Consider the following 18811-nt stretch of genomic DNA (forward strand, 5'->3'; position numbering starts at 1 on the left):
GCATCCAGGCATAAACAGGCCGCAAGAAGATACATTCTAAGCCAGTCTGTGCCAAAATAGCAGGTTTGAATGGGCGTGCGCTTTGCCGCCGACAAGAATGAGATCAGCGGAGCCGTTGTCCATGCAGGATCGCAATTTTGACGATATTGCTGAAAAATTTGCGCGTAATATTTACGGCACCACCAAAGGAAAAATCCGCCAGGCGGTGGTTTGGCAGGATCTGACCGGGTTGCTGGCGCAGTTGCCGCAGCGGCCGCTGCGTATCCTCGACGCCGGGGGCGGTGAAGGCCATATGGCCTGCCAACTGGCAGAATTAGGACATCAGGTGTTGTTGTGCGATCTTTCTGGTGAGATGATCCAGCGCGCTGCGCAGCTGGCGGAGCAGAAAGGTGTGAGCCAGAACATGCAATTCGTACAAAGTTCTGCGCAGGATATTGCTCAACATTTGGAACAGCCGGTTGATCTGATATTGTTTCATGCAGTGCTTGAATGGATCGCCGAACCCGAAGCGGCGCTGGAGGCGTTGTATGACTGCTTGACGCCGGGGGGCGCGCTGTCGCTGATGTTCTTCAACGCCAACGGCCTCTTGATGCGCAACGTGGTGTTGGGTAACTTCCAACTGGTGGATCCCGAGGTCAGGCGGCGCCGCAAGCGTTCGCTGTCGCCGCAATATCCGCACGATCCGCTATTGGTCTACGGCTGGCTGGAACAGCTGGGCATGCGCATCAGCGGCAAAACCGGCGTGCGGGTGTTCCACGACTATCTGCAGAGCAGACAGCTGCAAACACAAAAATTTGAAGAGTTACTGGCGCTTGAACAGCACTATTGCCGGCAGGAGCCGTACGTGAGTTTGGGGCGCTATATTCACGTCATGGCGCATAAACCAAACCTGAAGGACGAACTATGAGTGAATTTTCCCAGACAGTACCCGAACTGGTCGCCTGGGCACGGAAAAATGATTTCTCTATTTCGCTCCCTACGGAGCGTCTCGCATTTCTGCTCGCCATCGCCACCCTGAATGGCGAACGGCTGGACGGCGAGATGAGCGAAGGTGAGCTGGTTGATGCATTTCGCCATGTCAGCAAAGGTTTTGAACAGACGCATGAAACGGTGGCGATGCGCGCCAACAATGCGATCAACGACATGGTGCGCCAGCGCCTGTTGAACCGCTTTACCAGCGAACTGGCAGACGGTAATGCGATTTACCGCCTGACGCCGTTGGGTATCGGCATTACCGATTACTATATTCGCCAACGCGAATTCTCCACGCTGCGCCTGTCGATGCAGCTGTCGATCGTGGCGCAGGAACTGAAGCGCGCCGCCGACGCCGCCGACGAAGGCGGCGACGATTTCCATTGGCACCGCAACGTGTTCGCGCCGTTGAAATATTCGGTGGCGGAAATCTTCGACAGCATCGACATGACGCAACGCGTGATGGATGAACAGCAGCAGAGTGTGAAAAACGACATCGCGGCGCTGCTGAGCAAAGACTGGCGGGCGGCGATCTCCAGCTGTGAAATGCTGTTGTCGGAAACCTCAGGCACCCTGCGCGAGCTGCAGGATACGCTGGATGCGGCGGGCGATAAGCTGCAGGCCAACCTGCTGCGCATCCAGGACGCAACCCTCGGCAACGTGGAGCTGGGCTTCGTCGACAAGCTGGTGTTCGATCTGCAGAGCAAGCTGGATCGCATCATCAGCTGGGGCCAGCAGGCGATCGACCTGTGGATCGGCTACGATCGTCACGTGCACAAATTTATCCGTACCGCTATCGATATGGATAAAAACCGCGTGTTCGCCCAACGCCTGCGCCAGTCGGTGCAAACCTATTTCGACCACCCGTGGGCGCTGACCCATGCCAATGCCGATCGTCTGCTGGACATGCGCGACGAAGAACTGGCGCTGCGCAGCGAGGAAGTGACCGGGGAACTGCCGCCGGATCTGGAGTTCGAAGAGTTCAGCGAAATTCGCGAACAGCTGGCGGCGATGATCGAAGAAGCGCTGAAGGTGTACCAGGAACAGCAGATGCCGCTCAACCTTGCAGCGGTGATGCGCGATTACCTGGCGCAATATCCGCGTGCGCGTCATTTCGACGTGGCACGTTTAGTGGTCGACCAGGCAGTGCGCCTCGGTGTGGCTGAAGCAGATTTCTCAGGGTTGCCGGCGGAATGGCAGGCAATCAATGATTACGGAGCCAAGGTCCAGGCCCATGTCATCGACAAATATTGAACAAGTAATGCCAGTCAAACTGGCCAAGGCGCTGTCCAACTCGCTGTTCCCGGCGCTGGACAGCCAACTGCGCGCGGGTCGTCACATCGGTATCGATGAGCTGGACAACCACGCCTTTTTAATGGATTTCCAGGATGAGCTGGAAGAGTTTTACAACCGTTACAGCGTCGAGCTGATTCGGGCTCCGGAAGGCTTCTTCTATTTGCGCCCGCGCTCCACCACGCTGATCCCGCGTTCGGTGCTGTCCGAGCTGGATATGATGGTCGGCAAGATCTTGTGCTACCTGTATCTCAGCCCCGAGCGCCTGGCGCATGAAGGTATCTTCAGCCATCAGGAGCTGTACGACGAGCTGCTGAGCCTGGCCGATGAGAACAAACTGTTGAAGTTCGTCAACCAGCGTTCCACCGGTTCGGATCTCGATCGGCAGAAGCTGCACGAAAAGGTGCGCACCTCGCTGAACCGCCTGCGCCGTCTCGGCATGGTCTATTTCATGGGCAATGACAGCAGCAAGTTCCGCATTACCGAGGCGGTGTTCCGCTTTGGCGCCGACGTGCGCAGCGGCGACGATCCGCGTGAAGCACAGCTGCGCATGATTCGCGACGGCGAGGCGATGCCGGTTGAAACCAGCCTGTTGCTGAACGATGAGAATGACGCTGAGGATCAGCAGGTTGATAACGCTCCTGACGGTGCAGAGGATGAACAGGAATGATTGAACGCGGTAAATTTCGCTCGCTGACGCTGGTTAACTGGAACGGCTTCTTCGCCCGCACCTTTGATCTCGATGAGTTGGTGACCACGCTGTCCGGCGGTAACGGGGCGGGGAAATCCACCACCATGGCGGCTTTCGTCACCGCATTGATTCCCGATCTGACGTTGCTGCACTTCCGTAACACCACCGAAGCGGGCGCCACCAGCGGTTCGCGTGACAAAGGCCTGCACGGCAAGCTGCGCGCCGGCGTGTGTTACTCCACCCTCGATGTCGTCAACTCGCGCCACCAGCGCGTGGTGGTTGGCGTGCGTCTGCAGCAGGTGGCGGGGCGCGATCGCAAGGTCGATATCAAGCCTTTCACCATCCAGGGCCTGCCGACTGCAGTACAGCCGACCGAGCTGCTGACCCAGACGGTGGGTGAACGCCAGGCGCGCGTGCTGTCGCTGCAAGAATTGAAAGAGCGCGTGGAAGAGATGGAGGGCGTGCAGTTCAAGCAGTTCAACTCCATCACCGATTACCACTCGCTGATGTTCGATCTGGGCGTGATCCCGAAACGCCTGCGTTCGTCCGCCGATCGCAGCAAGTTCTACCGACTGATCGAAGCGTCGCTGTATGGCGGTATCTCCAGCGCCATCACCCGCTCGCTGCGCGATTACCTGCTGCCGGAAAACAGCGGCGTGCGCAAGGCGTTCCAGGACATGGAAGCGGCGTTGCGCGAGAACCGCATGACGCTGGAGGCGATCCGCGTCACCCAGTCGGATCGCGACCTGTTCAAACATTTGATCTCCGAGGCCACCTCTTATGTGGCGGCGGACTATATGCGCCACGCCAACGAACGCCGCATCCATCTGGACGGCGCACTGGCGCTGCGCAGCGATCTGTTGGGCAGCCGCAAGCAGCTGGCCGCCGAACAGTATCGCCATGTGGAAATGGCGCGCGAGCTGAGCGAGCAGAGCGGTGCCGAATCCGATTTGGAAACCGATTACCAGGCCGCCAGCGACCACCTGAATCTGGTGCAGACGGCGATGCGTCAGCAGGAGAAGATCGAACGCTATGAAGCCGATCTGGAAGAGCTGACCTACCGTCTGGAAGAGCAGAACGAAGTGGTGACCGAGGCGAGCGAACAGCAGGCCGAAAACGAAGCGCGTGCCGAAGCGGCCGAGCTGGAAGTGGATGAGCTGAAGAGCCAGCTGGCCGACTACCAGCAGGCGCTCGACGTGCAGCAGACCCGCGCCATTCAGTATCAGCAGGCGCTGCAGGCGTTGGAGCGCGCGCGCGCGCTGTGCCAACTGCCGGATCTGACCGCCGACAACGCCGAGCAGTGGCTGGATACCTTCCAGGCCCGCGAGCAGGAAGCGACTGAAGCGCTGCTGATGCTGGAACAGAAGTTGAGCGTGGCCGACGCCGCGCACGGTCAGTTCGAACAGGCCTATCAGCTGGTGGGTAAAATCGCCGGCCAAGTCAGCCGCAGCGAAGCCTGGCAGTGCGCGCGCGAATTGCTGCGCGACTGGCCTTCGCAGCAACACCTCGCCGAGCGCGTTCAGCCGCTGCGCCTGCGCCTGAGCGAACTGGAACAGCGCCTGCGCTCGCAGCAGGACGCCGAGCGCCTGCTGCAAGAGTTTTGCAAGCGCCATGGCCAAGAGTACCAGCCTGACGATCTCGACATGCTGCAGCAGGAGCTGGAAGAGCGCCTGGAAGCGCTGTCGCAGAACGTCAGCGAAGCCGGCGAACGCCGCATGGAGATGCGCCAGGAGCTGGAGCAGATCCAGCAGCGCATCCGTGAGCTGACGGCGCGCGCCCCGGTGTGGCTGGCGGCGCAGGACGCCCTGGGCCAGCTCAGCGATCAGAGCGGAGAGCCGCTGGAAAACAGCCAGCAGGTGACCGAATACATGCAGCAGCTGCTGGAGCGCGAGCGCGAAACCACCGTCGAGCGCGACGAAGTGGCGGCCCGCAAGCGTGAAGTGGAAGCGCAGATCGAACGTCTCAGCCAGCCGGGCGGCGCGGAAGATCAGCGCCTGGTCACGTTGGCCGAGCGTTTCGGCGGCGTGCTGCTGTCGGAAATTTACGATGACGTTACCATCGACGACGCGCCTTACTTCTCGGCGCTGTACGGCCCTTCGCGCCACGCCATCGTGGTGCCGGATCTGTCGTTGGTGCGCGAGATGCTGGAAGGGCTGGAAGATTGCCCGGAAGATCTCTACCTGATCGAAGGGGATCCGCAGTCGTTCGATGACAGCGTGTTCGCCGTCGAAGAGCAGGACAAAGCGGTGGTGGTGAAAATCGCCGATCGCCAGTGGCGTTATTCCCGCTATCCGGAAGTGCCGCTGTTCGGCCGTGCGGCGCGCGAAAACCGCCTGGAAGTGCTGCATGCCGAGCGTGAAACGCTGGCGGAACGCTACGCCACGCTGTCGTTCGACGTGCAGAAAACCCAGCGTTCGCACCAGGCTTTCAGCCGCTTTATCGGTACCCATCTGGCGGTGGCGTTCGACGCCGACCCGGAAGCGGAGATCCGCGGCCTGAACGGCCGTCGCGGTGAGATCGAGCGCGCGCTGAACAACCACGAAGCGCAGAACCAGCAGCAGCGTCAGCAGTACGATCAGGCCAAAGAGGGCATTTCCGCGCTCAACCGCCTGATGCCGCTGGTATCGTTGCTGAACGACGAAACGCTGCAGGATCGCGTCGACGAAATCCGCGAAGAGCTGGAAGAAGCACAGGACGCCGCGCGTCATATTCAACAGCATGGCGTATCGCTGACCAAGCTGGAGCCGCTACTGTCGGTGCTGCAAAGCGATCCGCAGCAGCATGAACAGCTGCAACAGGACTACGCGCAGGCGCAAAGCGTGCAGCGTCAGGCTAAACAGCAGGCGTTCGCGTTGACTGAAGTGGTGCAGCGTCGTGCGCACTTCAGCTATACCGACTCCGCCGGTATGCAGAATGCCAACAACGATCTCAACGACAAGCTGCGTCAGCGTCTGGAGCAGGCGGAAGCCGAACGCGCCCGCGCCCGCGAGCAGCTGCGTCAGTATCAAACCCAGTTCACTCAGTACAGCCAGGTGCTGGCCTCGCTGAAAAGCTCGTACGAAGCCAAGCGCGACATGCTGAAAGAGCTGAGCCAGGAACTGGTGGACATCGGCGTGCAGGCCGACGCCAACGCCGAAGCGCGCGCGCGCCAGCGTCGCGACGAACTGCATGCGGCGCTGAGCAACAACCGCGCTCGTCGCAATCAGCTGGAGAAACAGCTAACCTTCTGCGAAGCCGAAATGGATGGCCTGCAGAAGAAACTGCGCAAGCTGGAACGCGACTATCATCAGCTGCGCGAGCAGGTGGTGACCGCCAAGGCGGGATGGTGCGCGGTGATGCGCCTGGTGAAAGACAACGGCGTGGAGCGCCGCCTGCATCGCCGCGAGTTGGCGTATATGGATGGCGACGAACTGCGTTCGATGTCGGATAAGGCGCTCGGTGCGCTGCGTCTGGCGGTAGCGGACAACGAACACCTGCGCGACGTGCTGCGCCTGTCGGAAGATCCGAAGCGCCCGGAGCGTAAAATTCAGTTCTATATCGCGGTCTACCAGCACCTGCGCGAGCGTATCCGCCAGGATATCATCCGTACCGACGATCCGGTCGAGGCCATCGAGCAGATGGAGATCGAGCTGGGCCGTCTGACCGAAGAGCTGACCGCGCGCGAGCAGAAGCTGGCGATCAGTTCGAAAAGCGTGGCCAACATCATCCGCAAAACCATTCAGCGCGAACAGAACCGCATTCGCATGCTGAACCAGGGGCTGCAGGCCGTTGCCTTCGGCCAGGTGAAGAGCGTGCGCCTGAACGTCAACGTGCGAGAAGCACACGCCACCCTGTTGGACGTGCTCTCCGAACAGCAGGAACAGCATCAGGATCTGTTCAACAGCAACCGCCTGACCTTCTCTGAAGCGTTGGCCAAGCTGTACCAGCGCCTGAATCCGCAGATCGACATGGGGCAGCGCACGCCGCAGACCATCGGCGAGGAGTTGCTCGATTACCGCAACTACCTGGAGATGGAGGTGGAGGTATATCGCGGTTCCGACGGCTGGCTGCGTGCGGAAAGTGGCGCGCTGTCTACCGGTGAAGCCATCGGTACCGGGATGTCAATCCTGGTGATGGTGGTGCAGAGCTGGGAAGAAGAATCCCGTCGTCTGCGCGGTAAAGACATCTCGCCGTGCCGCCTGCTGTTCCTCGATGAAGCGGCGCGTCTGGATGCCAAATCGATCGCCACGCTGTTCGAGCTGTGCGACCGTCTGGAGATGCAGCTTATCATCGCGGCGCCGGAAAACATCAGTCCGGAGAAGGGCACCACCTATAAACTGGTGCGTAAGGTGTTCCAGAACCACGAGCATGTACACGTGGTGGGGCTGCGCGGTTTCGCCAGCGAGCCGCCGGCGTTGGGCACTGCGCCGGTCGAAACGCCGTAACGCAAAAAAACGCCCTAAAAATCTGAAAATAGCCGCCGCAGGGTGGCTATTTTTTTGTGCGCGTGGATGATAGTCCTGCTTTTTTATCCGTTGAAAAGCGGTTAGTTTAATCACATAAACAGTTATTCGACGCCCGCAGGGCGAAACGGCCTTTCTGTTTGTATACTGAAACTATATGCAGTTTTTGACGTTTTTTTTGTGAGCATACAGGGGGCAAGGGATGGTGCTTAAAAAGGGAAACTCTCTACGACGTTTGGCGCTGAGTGGCGCTATCGCCTGTAGTCTTGTGTCGTCGTTTTCCGCATCGGCCACCGTGACGGCGTTACCGGTGGCATCAGCAGGCATGTCCGTTGCGCAGAGCCGTTCTGAACTGTTGGCCGCGCTGCCGCGCGGCATGGAACTGCATTACCTTTCCACGCTGGCACCGCTGTATGCGGCGAATCATATGCAGCCGATGTGGCAGGATCGCGAGGCCGTTCAGCAGTTTCAACAGCAGCTGGCAGAGCTGGCGATGTCCGGCGTGCAGCCGCAGTTCACCCAATGGGTGAAAATGTTGACCAATCCGGCGCTCAATGACGTAGGCCGCGATGTGGTGCTGTCCGATGCGATGCTGGGCTACCTGCAGTTCGTGTCCGCTATCGGCGCCAACGGCAACAACTGGCTGTACAGCAATATTCCCTACAAGCTTGGTTTGCCGCCTAATGCGGTGATCAACCAATGGCAGCTGGCGGTGCGCCAGGCGCGCACCCTGAGCTACGTGAACTCGCTCGCGCCGCAGCATCCGCAATACGCCAAAATGCATCAGGCGCTGCGCGACATGCTGGCGGATAATCGTCCCTGGCCGCAGGTGGGCAGCGGCCCGAGCCTGCGCCCTGGGCAAATGAGCAATGATATTCCAGCGCTGCGGGAAATCCTGACCCGCACCGGCATGCTGGCCGCCTCGGCGCCTGAAGCGGAGCCGGAGCCGGCGGTGGTTTCGGCGAAGAGCAATGAGCCGGACGACGGCGGGCTGACGGTAGACGAAGAAAAAAGCCGCGTGACGGTCAGCCCATCGGCGGCGCCGGTGACGGAACTGACGGCGGAACAGACACCGCCGCAGGTCGGCAGCGTGGTGAGCGACAACCTCTACACCAACGAGCTGGTGGAGGGCGTCAAGCGCTTCCAAAAATGGCAGGGGCTGACGGCGGACGGCGTGATTGGCGTGCGCACCCGCGAGTGGCTCAACGTGTCGCCAAAGACTCGCGCCGCGCTGCTGGCGCTGAATATCCAGCGCCTGCGAATTTTACCGGGGCATGTCAGCACCGGCATTATGGTGAATATTCCCAACTATTCGCTGACCTACTACCAGAACGGCAACGAGGTGCTCTCTTCCCGCGTTATCGTCGGGCGCCCAAGCCGCAAGACGCCGCTGATGAGCAGCGCCTTGAACAACGTGGTGGTCAACCCGCCGTGGAACGTGCCGACCACTCTGGTGCGCGAGGATATTGTGCCGAAGGCGATGCGCGACGGTAATTATTTCCAGAAACACGGCTATACCGTGCTGTCGGGCTGGAGCAACGACGCGGAAGTGATCAATCCGGCGATGATCGACTGGAGCATGGTCTCTGCACGCAATTTCCCCTATCGCGTGCGCCAGGCACCGGGCGCCACCAACTCACTGGGGCGCTTCAAGTTCAACATGCCGAGTTCAGACGCTATCTACCTGCACGATACCCCGAACCACAGCCTGTTCCAGAAAGACATTCGCGCGCTCAGCTCCGGCTGCGTGCGGGTGAACAAAGCGTCCGATTTGGCGAATATGCTGCTGCAGGATGCCGGCTGGAACAACAGCCGCGTTTCTTCCACGCTGAAAGAGGGGAATACCACTTATGTGAATATTCGCCAGCGTATTCCCGTAAAACTGTATTATCTGACCGCCTGGGTTTCGGATGACGGCCAACCGCAATTCCGCACAGATATTTACAATTATGATAATACGGTGCGATCGGGCGCACAAATTTTGGCTCAGGCCAAAAAATTAATGCAGTAAATGCAGTAATTATAAATAAATAACGGTCAGAATGTTTGGCTATACCGCAGGCCCCCACAGGCGGGGGCCTGTAAACCTAGGCGTATCGCGGGTTGACTCAGCATACGCAGGCGGTTATGGTTCGGACAGTGCGCTGCTTTGTGCATTTATTTTGACATTCTTGCCGGGTTTAACAGAGTCATGGACAAAATTGATCATCACCGCCGTAAATGGCTGGCGCTAGGTGGCGCTGCTATGGGCATAGCGCTGCTCCCAGGGCAGGCGTTTGCCAGTCTTTCCACCGCTCGACCGCGTATTTTAGTGCTGAATAACCTGAATACCGGTGAATCTATTAAAGCCGAGTTCTTTGACGGCAAAGGTTACAATAAAGAAGAGTTGGTTCGGCTAAATCATCTGTTCCGCGATTATCGCGCCAACAAGGTCAAATCGATCGATCCCAGCTTGTTTGATCACCTCTACCGCCTGCAGGGGCTGCTGGGTACCAGCAAGCCGGTGCAGCTGATCTCCGGTTACCGTTCCGTAGATACCAACAATGAACTGCGCGCTCACAGCCGCGGCGTGGCCAAGCACAGCTACCACACCAAGGGCCAGGCGATGGATTTCCATATCGAAGGTATCCAATTGAGTAATATCCGTAAAGCGGCGTTAAAAATGCGCGCCGGTGGTGTAGGATATTACCCACGTAGCAACTTCGTGCACATCGATACCGGCCCGGTTCGGAACTGGTAACCGCTGTGCCCTCAGTGAATAACGCCGCTCCTTGCGGAGGCGGCGTTATTGTCGTTGGAGCCTTATGAAATACCATCTTATTCCCGTTACCGCCTTCAGCCAGAACTGCAGTCTGATCTGGTGTGAAAACACGCAACAGGCGGCGTTGGTCGATCCCGGTGGCGAAGCGGAAAAAATTAAAGCGGAAGTGGCGCAGCAGGGTGTGACAATTACGCAGATTTTGCTGACGCACGGCCATTTGGATCACGTCGGCGCGGCGGCGGAGCTGGCGGATCATTATCAGGTGCCGATTTACGGCCCGGATAAAGAGGACGCTTTTTGGCTGGACGGTTTGCCGGCGCAGAGCCGGATGTTCGGGCTGGAAGAGTGTGCGCCGCTGACGCCGACTCGCTGGCTGTCGGAAGGCGATGAGATGCGGGTGGGCGAGATGACGCTCAAGGTGCTGCATTGCCCAGGGCATACGCCGGGCCACATCGTCTTTATTAATGAACAGGCGCGTTTGGCGCTGGTGGGGGACGTGCTGTTTAACGGCGGCGTGGGGCGCAGCGACTTCCCGCGCGGTGACCATCAGGCGCTGATCGCCTCTATTCGCACCAAGCTGCTGCCGCTGGGTGACGACATGCGCTTTATTCCCGGCCACGGCCCGATGTCGACTTTCGGCCACGAACGCCAGACCAACCCGTTCCTGCGTGAAGAGCCGGCGGTGTGGTAACGATTATTTCCCGGCAGAAATAATCAAGGGGCGCTTAGAGCGCCCCTTTTTTATGTCCTGATGGCCTGCGCCGACGCGCTTAGAGCACGGCGACGATGGCTTCGCACAGCGGCGCCATGTTGTCCGGCGTCATGCCGGCAACGTTAACCCGGCCCGAGTTCACGGCGTAGACGCCAAACTCTTCGCGCAGACGCAGCACCTGTTCTTTGGTCAGGCCGCTGAACGAGAACATGCCGTTCTGCTGGATGATGAAGCTGAAGTCCTGCTGTGCGCCTTTCTCCTGCAGAGTGTTCACGAACAGCTGACGCATGCGGTGAATGCGCTGACGCATATCGGTCAGCTCCTGCTCCCACATCGCACGCAGCGCGTCATTGCCCAGAATGGTGGCGACAACGGCCGCGCCGTGTGACGGCGGGTTGGAGTAGTTGGCGCGGATAGCCGCTTTCACCTGGCTAAAGGCGCGATCGGCGGTCTCGGCATCGGCAGCAACAATGGTGCAAGCGCCGACGCGCTCATTGTACAGACCGAAGTTTTTCGAGTAGGAGCTGGCGACGATCAGCTCTTTATGTTTGGCGGCGAAAATACGCAGACCTTGCGCGTCTTCTTCCAGCCCGTTGGCGAAGCCCTGATAAGCGAAGTCGAACAGCGGCAGCCAACCGTTGGCGACGGAAAGCTCAGCCAACTGAGCCCACTGCTCCGCCGTCGGATCGATACCGGTCGGGTTATGGCAGCAGCCGTGGAACAGCACCACATCACCGGCCTGCGCCTGTTTCAGGCTGTTCAGCAGGCCGTCAAAGTCCAGCGCGTGGTTGGCGGCGTCGTAATAGGCGTATTCCAGCACTTCCAGGCCCACGGCGCTAAAGACGTTTTTGTGGTTCGGCCAGCTTGGGTTGCTGATCCAGATGCGTTTGGCGCTGGTCTGGTTAGCGATAAAGTCTGCCGCCACGCGCAAGCCGCCGGTGCCGCCTGGCGTCTGTGCGGTGCGCGCGCGACGATCGGCGACGATCGGGCTCTCTTTACCGAACAGCAGCTCTTGCGTGCAGCTGGCGAACGCCGGGATGCCCTCAATGCCGAGATAGTTTTTGGTGGTCTCATTTTCCAGCAGATACTGTTCAGCTTTTTTTACGCTGGTCAGCACCGGGGTTTTACCGGTTTCGTCTTTATAAACGCCAATCCCTAAATTGATTTTATTCGGGCGGGCGTCGGCGCGGAAAATGTCGGTCAGGCCCAGGATCGGGTCGGCGGGTGCGGCGGTGATTTTTTCAAACATGTCAGGTGCTTCCAAATCTCGGAGTTAAGCAGACAGAAGCATCAGGGTAACGCCAGTTACCGGCTTTGCCAACCGTTTGCGACAAAAACACCGCGATCTTGTGAAGGGGAAGAGTTAGGCAGAAAAAATGATGGGGAAGGGGGAATTGGCAGAATAAAAAGTTACCGGCTGACACAAACAAAAACAGGGCCGAAGCCCTGTTTTTTAACTTAGCCGGCAGTAAACCGCCGTTAAGCGAGACAACTTAGAACTGGTACACCAGACCAACAGCTACGATATCGTCGGTAGCGATGCCGGCTGCTTTGGTGAACGCGTTGTCATCCAGCAGGTTGATTTTGTAATCAACGTAGGTGGACATGTTTTTGTTGAAGTAGTAAGTGGTACCAACAGAAACATATTTAACCAGATCCTGGTCAGAGCCCGCGCCTGGGACGTTCATGTTCTTGCCTTTAGACTGCAGGTAAGACACTTCTGGACGCAGACCGAAGTCGAACTGGTACTGTGCGGTCACTTCGAAGTTCTGAGTTTTGCTGGCGAAACCACCGCAGCTGTTGTTCTGAGTGTCTGCACAAGAGGTAGTGCCGTCTTTCAGAGAGTTGTTACCACCGTAAGGGGTCATGTTACGGGTTTCTGCGTACATTGCCGCCAGGTAAACGTTGTTGGCGTCGTATTTCGCGCCCACGGTCCATGCGTCAGCCTTGTCGCCACGCTCGTTGGACTTGTTCTTCTGAGCATCGGTACGGTTGGAGGATGCGTATGCTGCACCTACGCTGATGCCTTCGCCGATGTCATAAGTAGAGGAGATACCCCAGCCGTCGCCGTTCTGTTTCTTGATGTCGCGACCGTCGTTCTGGTTTTTGCCCTGGTATTGCAGAGCGAAGTTCAGACCGTCAACCAAACCGAAGAAGTTGTTGTTACGATAGGTCGCAACGCCGTTGGTACGGCCGGTCATGAAGTTGTCGGTGTAGGTGTAGGTATCGCCACCGAACTCTGGCAGCATATCGGTCCAGCCTTCCACGTCGTACAGTACGCCGTAGTTACGGCCGTAGTCGAAGGAGCCGTAGTCAGCGAATTTCAGACCGGCGAAGCCCAGACGGGTTTTGGTGCCTTCGGTGCCCTGAGACTCGGAGTGGTTGGACTGAACGTTGTATTCCCACTGGCCGTAACCGGTCAGTTGGTCAGTAATTTGGGTTTCACCTTTGAAGCCAAAACGAACATAGGTCTGATCGCCGTCATTACCTTTGTCTTTGGAGAAGTAGTGCAGACCGTCAACTTTGCCGTACAGATCCAGCTTGTTGCCGTCTTTGTTGTAGATTTCAGCTGCGTTTGCTGCACCAGCAGCCAACAGAGCCGGGATAACCACTGCAAGAATGTTGCGCTTCATCATTATTACCCTCATTGGTGTTATTCGGACACCTTTGCCACTGCCGCCAATAATTCTTTGGGAACTATTGTTGATAGATTGGTGTCGTCCTGTGTCTGAACGCAGTGTTCCATTCACAGGCGGGTTAATCTAGGACGAAAATGATACCAATGTCCCAATCAGGTTGCAAAAAGAAAGTATGTGTAACTAAATGTAATTTTTAGGGAACTTTGTGACGTGCGTCAATATTAAAAAATGCGAAAGGCCAGCGATGCTGGCCTTTGTTTTGTAACGAAATCGTTTAAAAAACGTTTGATCGTATAAATTAGAAGCTTGCGTTACGTGGTGTGCGTGGGAATGGGATCACATCGCGCACGTTTTGCACGCCGGTGACATAGGCGATTAAACGTTCAAAGCCCAGGCCGAAACCAGAGTGCGGCACGGTGCCGTAGCGGCGCAGATCGCGGTACCACCAGTAGTCTTCTTTATTCAGACCCATCTCTTCCAGACGCTGATCGAGCACGTCGAGGCGTTCTTCACGCTGCGAGCCACCGATGATTTCACCGATGCCCGGTGCCAACACGTCCATGGCCGCGACGGTTTTGCCGTCTTCGTTCATACGCATATAGAAGGCTTTGATGTCTTTCGGGTAGTTTTTCACCACCACCGGCGCCTGGAAGTGTTTCTCTGCCAGGTAACGCTCATGTTCGGAAGAGAGATCGATGCCCCAGGAAACCGGGTTTTCGAAGGTTTGGCCCGATGCCAGCAGGATTTCGATGGCGTCGGTGTAGTCCACCTGGGCGAAATCGGAAGAAACGAAGCGCTCCAGACGGGCGATAGCGTCTTTATCTACGCGCTCGGCGAAGAATTTCAGGTCATCGGCGCGCTCATCCAGCACCGCCTGGAACACATACTTCAGCATGCTTTCGGCCAGGCCGGCAACGTCGTCCAGCGTAGCGAAGGCCACTTCCGGCTCGATCATCCAGAATTCCGCCAGGTGACGGCTGGTGTTGGAGTTTTCAGCGCGGAAGGTTGGGCCGAAGGTGTAAACCTTGGACAGCGCGCAGGCGTAGGTTTCGCCGTTCAGCTGGCCGGAAACGGTGAGGAAGGCTTCCTTACCGAAGAAGTCTTCGCTGAAGTCGACTGCGCCCTTGTCGGTGCGCGGCAGGTTTTCCAGATCCAGCGTGGATACGCGGAACATCTCGCCGGCGCCTTCGGTGTCGGAGGCGGTGATCAGCGGGGTGGACACCCAGAAATAGCCATTTTCATGGAAGAAGCGATGGATCGCCTGCGCCAGGGTATGACGCACGCGCGCCACGGCGCCGATCAGGTTGGTGCGCGGGCGCAGGTGGGCCACTTCGCGCAGGTATTCAATGCTGTGACGTTTGGCCGCCATCGGGTAGGTGTCCGGATCGTCGACCCAGCCGACCACTTTGATCGCGGTGGCTTGCAGTTCGAAGCTCTGGCCTTCGCCCGGTGAGGCGACAACCTTGCCGGTGACTTCAACCGAACAACCGGTCGTCAGATGCAGCACTTCATCCTGATAATTCGGCAGAGAATTATTAACGACGGCCTGTAACGGATCAAAGCAGGAACCGTCATAGACGGCCAGGAAGGAGATACCAGCTTTTGAATCTCTCCGGGTACGTACCCAGCCGCGTACGGTGACTTCACTGTCAACCGCAGCACGACCTTGCAGTACGTCGACTACAGGCACTACGCTCATAGATTTCTCTCTTTAATAATTTGGTTTAGAAATAGCTTACAACCCAAGAATATGGGGGTAATGGCTATGTTACTTGCCGCGGTGCAGAGCACAAGCAGAAATCATCGGATTGGCGCAACATTTATCGCGGCTGGCTGAAAAGAGGGCGTTCGGAAATAAAAACAAAAAAGCCGGCGCGGAAACCGGGCCGGCTTTCTTTATATAAAGAAGGATCAGCTAGCCTTCTTCACCAGCGGCAGATCGAAGGCTTTGCGCAGGGCTCTGACGAACGCCTGATCCTGGCAGATGGTCTTGCCGGGGCTGTCGGAGAGCTTAGCCACCGGCTTGCCTTTGCACTCGACCAGTTTGATCACGATATTCAACGGCTTGACGCCCGGAATATCGCAGGTCAGGCGCGTGCCGATACCGAAGCCGAGATTGATGCGTTGATAGAAGTGTCGATAGAGCGTCAGCGCTTTTTCCAGATCCAGGTTGTCCGAGAACACCAGCGTTTTGCTCATCGGATCGATGCCCAGCTTCTGGTAGTGGGCAATGGCTTTTTCACCCCACTCGACGGGATCGCCCGAATCGTGGCGCAGCCCCTGATAACGCTCGGCGAACTGCGGGCCGAAGTCGCGCAGGAAGGCGTCCATGGTGATGCAGTCGGTGAGCGCGATGCCCAGCTGGTCCGGGTATTCATCCAACCAGGCTTGCAATGCGGCGCGCTGGCTGTTGGCCAGTACCGGGCTTATCTGCTGATGTGCCTGGAACCACTCGTGCGCCTGGGTACCGACCGGCGCCAGACCGAGTTGGTGCGCCAAATCGTAATTGCTGGTGCCCGACAGATAGGGGAACTCGGCCTGCAAGGTGCTGACAATGGCCTGCTGCACGCCCTGAGAGAAACGGCGACGGGTGCCGAAGTCCATCAGCTTGAAACGCGAGAGATCCAGGTCGCCCGCCAGCGTTTTGAACTGCGCCAGTTTGGTTTGCAGGTGCGCCACCGCCTGTTCCGGCGTCGCCAGCGGAGAGCGCCGACGGTGCACCACTTCGCTGATCACCGCCAACAGCGGCACTTCCCACATGATCACTTCGCGCCATGGCCCGGCGATGCGGATTTGCAGCCTGCCGTCGCGGTTGTCGATAGACACCTGCTGCGGATCATAGCGGAAGGTGCGCAGCCAGTTCAGGTAATCCTGGCGGAAAAAGGGCAGGCCCGAGAGGTAAGCGAATTCGGCATCGGTCAGCGCCAACTGACTCATCAGCGCCACCTGCGCGCGGATCTCGTCGGCATATTCGCCCAGCAGTTCGTCGCCGCGGCAGCGGAATTCCGCCGCCACGCTGATCGCGGGATAGCGATGGAACACTGCTTGCTGCATATGAAGCTTGTAAGCGTCGGTATCAAGCAGTGATGTCAAAATCGGGGAAGCGTATTGAGTCATAGCGCGTTACAGCATCCTCGTCAGGCGCGTGTCCAAATCCGGATAATCATAAAAGTGGGGGTGGAGTATACCCGGATTATCCTGTTATTGAAGCTGCATCACACCATAAATCACCAAAGCGGGTCGAGGATTAAACGTGCCTTTATGGCGGCCTGGCGGCGGCGGGGCGACAAAAAAGTCAGATATGCCTGTAAGGTGAATGACTTAGCCTAATTAGTCATAAAAATTATAATGTTAATTATTTTAAACAACAAATCAGATAAACCCGGCCAGGGTATGCACGCTGACCCGATCCTTGCCGTTCTTTTTGCAGAAATAGAGCGCTTCGTCTGCCTGCTTGATCGCCGCCTGAAGCGCGCTGAACGCGCTGACCGGCGCAATGCCGCAACTGGTGGTGAAACGCACCTGCCGTCCGTCGGCCAGATTTAACGTCAGTCCATGGGTGCGCGCGCGCAACTGTTCCATGATGTCCCGCGCATTGTCCAACGAACAGCTGCCCAGCAGCACCGCAAACTCTTCGCCGCCGTAGCGGCAGAAAATGTCGCTGGCGCGGAACGCGCGCTGCAACAAGTGGCCGAACTCCACCAGCACCCGATCCCCGACGTCGTGGCCATAGCAGTCGTTGAGCTGTTTGAAATTGTCGATATCGATCAGGCAAAAGGCCTGCGGATAGCTGCCGGTGCCCAATAGCTGACATTCGAGGAAGAATTTACGGCGGTTATAAATGTTAGTGAGCGGATCGAGGAAGGAAGAGGCCTCGAGCTCTTTAATCAGCAGCTGTTTCTCGCTCTCCAGCGAGACCTTGTCCAGCTGATATTGTCTGAGTTGCTGAATGGCGTCGCTGATGGCGATCAGCTCCCGGCTGTAGAAAGCCTCATTGCGATCGATATTCATCTCGCCGCGCGACAATCGCACGATATTGTTGTGGGTCTTGGTCAACCAGCGGTTGATGCTGGTGCAAAATACCAGCGCCGGCAAGATAAACAGCAGCACCACCAGACCGGCCAGCGCGATCATGCCGTAAATGGTGGTCTGGCTGTCATAAATTTTGTGACGCGAAGCGACGGTTTCCAGCTCGAAACTGCGTTGATACAGCGCCTGCGAAAGCCCGCTCAGCTCGTCGACATAATGCGAAATAAGCGCCGCGGGATAGGGTTTTTGGGTATTGATGGCGGTATACAGTCCATCGGTAATCTGCTTGAGGCGCTCGGCGGACACCTCGGTGAGCAATTGGTTGACGAGGTCGGTGGTTTGCACGTCGTCGTAGTTGATCTTCATGAAGATCAATCGGGTGCTCAGCGCGTTCAGTACGCCGGTCAGCTGGATGGACTTCAGGTAGGCGTCTTTGCGATCGAGCGGGCTGACATTGACGTCGATAATCTGATCGCTTAACTCCGTCAGTGACATATTCAGCCGATTGTTGAGGCGGATGGCCTCGAGAAACATAAAGGAATCGGTATCCACCATCCGGGTATCGTAGGTGTAGCGATAATAGCTCTTGCTGGTTTGCGAGATGTAATAGGCGCTGTTGATGTTGAACAGATTGGCGTTGGCGTTGTTGACCTGCGAAAGCTGCAGATTGTCGTTATCCAGCAGCTGTTCCAGCAGGCCGATCATCGACAGCGCGGCGATTTTTTGCCGCACCCCGAGCTGTTTGGCGACCGCATCGTTCAGGTGTTCGCGGATCCGGGCGATTTTCTCGCGTGCTGCCCGATCGGCGGCCAGACATTGCGCGCGGGTGATTTGCGGATCGATCAGGCTCAATCGCTTGAGGCGGTGGGCCTGCAGAGATGCCTGAAAGGCCTCGGAGATTTCTTTGGCGCGATCGATCTTATACAGGTTGAGCTGGTTATCACGGTATTCGGTATGGGCTTCGAGCAGCTCCTCGACAATGAACAGCGAGAAGGAAGTCATCAGGCACAGGGTGAAAAAATAGATTGCGTATTTAATCTTCATAATGCGAGCCATCCCTGAACCTGATTCGGCAATTATACCATCATGCCGCCAGCACCGCCTTAACTATGCCGGGGCGCACCGATGGCCTCTTTTTAGCATTTAATGCTGAATTTTATTTAGCCACTGGTCACCCACTCCTGCGCCCGGCGGGCGATTTATGACTTGCTTCTGATTTCTCTATCGCGAACGCCCGGCGACTCTGGGCTTTTCAGCTAGCTGTGATACAGT

General features: G+C 57.6%; 12 protein-coding genes. 7 read left to right on the top strand and 5 right to left on the bottom strand.

Annotated features, from left to right (window positions below; translation table 11 throughout):
- The first annotated feature begins 121 nt into the window (after nucleotides 1–121).
- From cmoM to ATE40_RS05345, 7 genes are all read left to right on the top strand, one after another.
- Entirely contained in the window at nucleotides 122–907 is a 786-nt protein-coding gene (gene cmoM / locus ATE40_RS05315) for a tRNA uridine 5-oxyacetic acid(34) methyltransferase CmoM (protein ID WP_019454532.1), read from the top strand.
- Complete coding sequence (mukF, locus tag ATE40_RS05320) at nucleotides 904–2226, top strand: chromosome partition protein MukF (protein WP_004928228.1); 1323 nt, start codon at nucleotides 904–906, stop codon at nucleotides 2224–2226. Before cmoM ends, mukF begins: the two co-directional genes overlap by 4 nt.
- The gene (gene mukE, locus ATE40_RS05325; RefSeq protein ID WP_025159676.1) at nucleotides 2207–2935 is read left to right on the top strand and encodes a chromosome partition protein MukE; all 729 of its coding nucleotides are present in this window, start codon (nucleotides 2207–2209) and stop codon (nucleotides 2933–2935) included. The genes mukF and mukE overlap by 20 nt, the downstream gene beginning before the upstream one ends.
- Nucleotides 2932–7380 (top strand): chromosome partition protein MukB, encoded by a 4449-nt coding sequence (gene mukB, locus ATE40_RS05330; RefSeq protein ID WP_063919134.1) that lies wholly within the window; start codon nucleotides 2932–2934, stop codon nucleotides 7378–7380. Before mukE ends, mukB begins: the two co-directional genes overlap by 4 nt.
- A gap of 220 nt (nucleotides 7381–7600) precedes the next feature.
- Nucleotides 7601–9409, top strand: a complete 1809-nt coding sequence (gene ldtD / locus ATE40_RS05335) for a L,D-transpeptidase (protein WP_025159675.1) — start codon at nucleotides 7601–7603, stop codon at nucleotides 9407–9409.
- 180 nt (nucleotides 9410–9589) lie between these two features.
- The gene (gene mepK / locus ATE40_RS05340) at nucleotides 9590–10138 is read left to right on the top strand and encodes a peptidoglycan L,D-endopeptidase MepK (protein ID WP_025159674.1); all 549 of its coding nucleotides are present in this window, start codon (nucleotides 9590–9592) and stop codon (nucleotides 10136–10138) included.
- Between the two features lie 64 nt (nucleotides 10139–10202).
- A complete protein-coding gene (locus ATE40_RS05345; protein WP_019454527.1) occupies nucleotides 10203–10850 on the top strand; it encodes an MBL fold metallo-hydrolase in 648 nt (215 codons plus the stop codon).
- A 79-nt stretch (nucleotides 10851–10929) separates the two neighbouring features.
- Here ATE40_RS05345 and ATE40_RS05350 read toward each other — a convergent pair whose 3' ends face one another.
- The 5 genes from ATE40_RS05350 to ATE40_RS05370 all read right to left on the bottom strand — a co-directional run bounded on the left by ATE40_RS05350 (nucleotide 10930) and on the right by ATE40_RS05370 (nucleotide 18583).
- A complete protein-coding gene (locus ATE40_RS05350) occupies nucleotides 10930–12120 on the bottom strand; it encodes an amino acid aminotransferase (RefSeq protein WP_019454526.1) in 1191 nt (396 codons plus the stop codon).
- A gap of 244 nt (nucleotides 12121–12364) precedes the next feature.
- On the bottom strand, nucleotides 12365–13507 hold the full coding sequence (gene ompC / locus ATE40_RS05355; RefSeq protein WP_063919135.1) for a porin OmpC: 1143 nt from the start codon (nucleotides 13505–13507) through the stop codon (nucleotides 12365–12367).
- 301 nt (nucleotides 13508–13808) lie between these two features.
- Nucleotides 13809–15209 (bottom strand): asparagine--tRNA ligase, encoded by a 1401-nt coding sequence (gene asnS, locus ATE40_RS05360; protein WP_004928205.1) that lies wholly within the window; start codon nucleotides 15207–15209, stop codon nucleotides 13809–13811.
- A 212-nt stretch (nucleotides 15210–15421) separates the two neighbouring features.
- Nucleotides 15422–16627, bottom strand: coding sequence for a nicotinate phosphoribosyltransferase (gene pncB / locus ATE40_RS05365; protein ID WP_063919136.1), 1206 nt, complete (start codon nucleotides 16625–16627; stop codon nucleotides 15422–15424).
- Nucleotides 16628–16882: 255 nt separating this feature from the next.
- Nucleotides 16883–18583, bottom strand: coding sequence for a GGDEF domain-containing protein (locus ATE40_RS05370; protein ID WP_063919598.1), 1701 nt, complete (start codon nucleotides 18581–18583; stop codon nucleotides 16883–16885).
- Nucleotides 18584–18811 lie beyond the last annotated feature (228 nt).

This window comes from Serratia surfactantfaciens, from assembly GCF_001642805.2.
Classification (GTDB): Bacteria; Pseudomonadota; Gammaproteobacteria; order Enterobacterales; family Enterobacteriaceae; genus Serratia; species Serratia surfactantfaciens.

What these genes read in the sequence shown, in the direction of transcription:
- mukB (WP_063919134.1), top strand. Translation starts at nt 2,932, where the DNA reads ATGATTGAACGCGGTAAATTTCGCTCGCTGACGCTGGTTAACTGGAAC.
- cmoM (WP_019454532.1), top strand. Translation starts at nt 122, where the DNA reads ATGCAGGATCGCAATTTTGACGATATTGCTGAAAAATTTGCGCGTAAT.
- ATE40_RS05350 (WP_019454526.1), bottom strand. Translation starts at nt 12,120, where the DNA reads ATGTTTGAAAAAATCACCGCCGCACCCGCCGACCCGATCCTGGGCCTG.
- ATE40_RS05345 (WP_019454527.1), top strand. Translation starts at nt 10,203, where the DNA reads ATGAAATACCATCTTATTCCCGTTACCGCCTTCAGCCAGAACTGCAGT.
- asnS (WP_004928205.1), bottom strand. Translation starts at nt 15,209, where the DNA reads ATGAGCGTAGTGCCTGTAGTCGACGTACTGCAAGGTCGTGCTGCGGTT.
- ATE40_RS05370 (WP_063919598.1), bottom strand. Translation starts at nt 18,583, where the DNA reads ATGAAGATTAAATACGCAATCTATTTTTTCACCCTGTGCCTGATGACT.
- mukE (WP_025159676.1), top strand. Translation starts at nt 2,207, where the DNA reads ATGTCATCGACAAATATTGAACAAGTAATGCCAGTCAAACTGGCCAAG.
- pncB (WP_063919136.1), bottom strand. Translation starts at nt 16,627, where the DNA reads ATGACTCAATACGCTTCCCCGATTTTGACATCACTGCTTGATACCGAC.
- mepK (WP_025159674.1), top strand. Translation starts at nt 9,590, where the DNA reads ATGGACAAAATTGATCATCACCGCCGTAAATGGCTGGCGCTAGGTGGC.
- ompC (WP_063919135.1), bottom strand. Translation starts at nt 13,507, where the DNA reads ATGATGAAGCGCAACATTCTTGCAGTGGTTATCCCGGCTCTGTTGGCT.
- mukF (WP_004928228.1), top strand. Translation starts at nt 904, where the DNA reads ATGAGTGAATTTTCCCAGACAGTACCCGAACTGGTCGCCTGGGCACGG.
- ldtD (WP_025159675.1), top strand. Translation starts at nt 7,601, where the DNA reads ATGGTGCTTAAAAAGGGAAACTCTCTACGACGTTTGGCGCTGAGTGGC.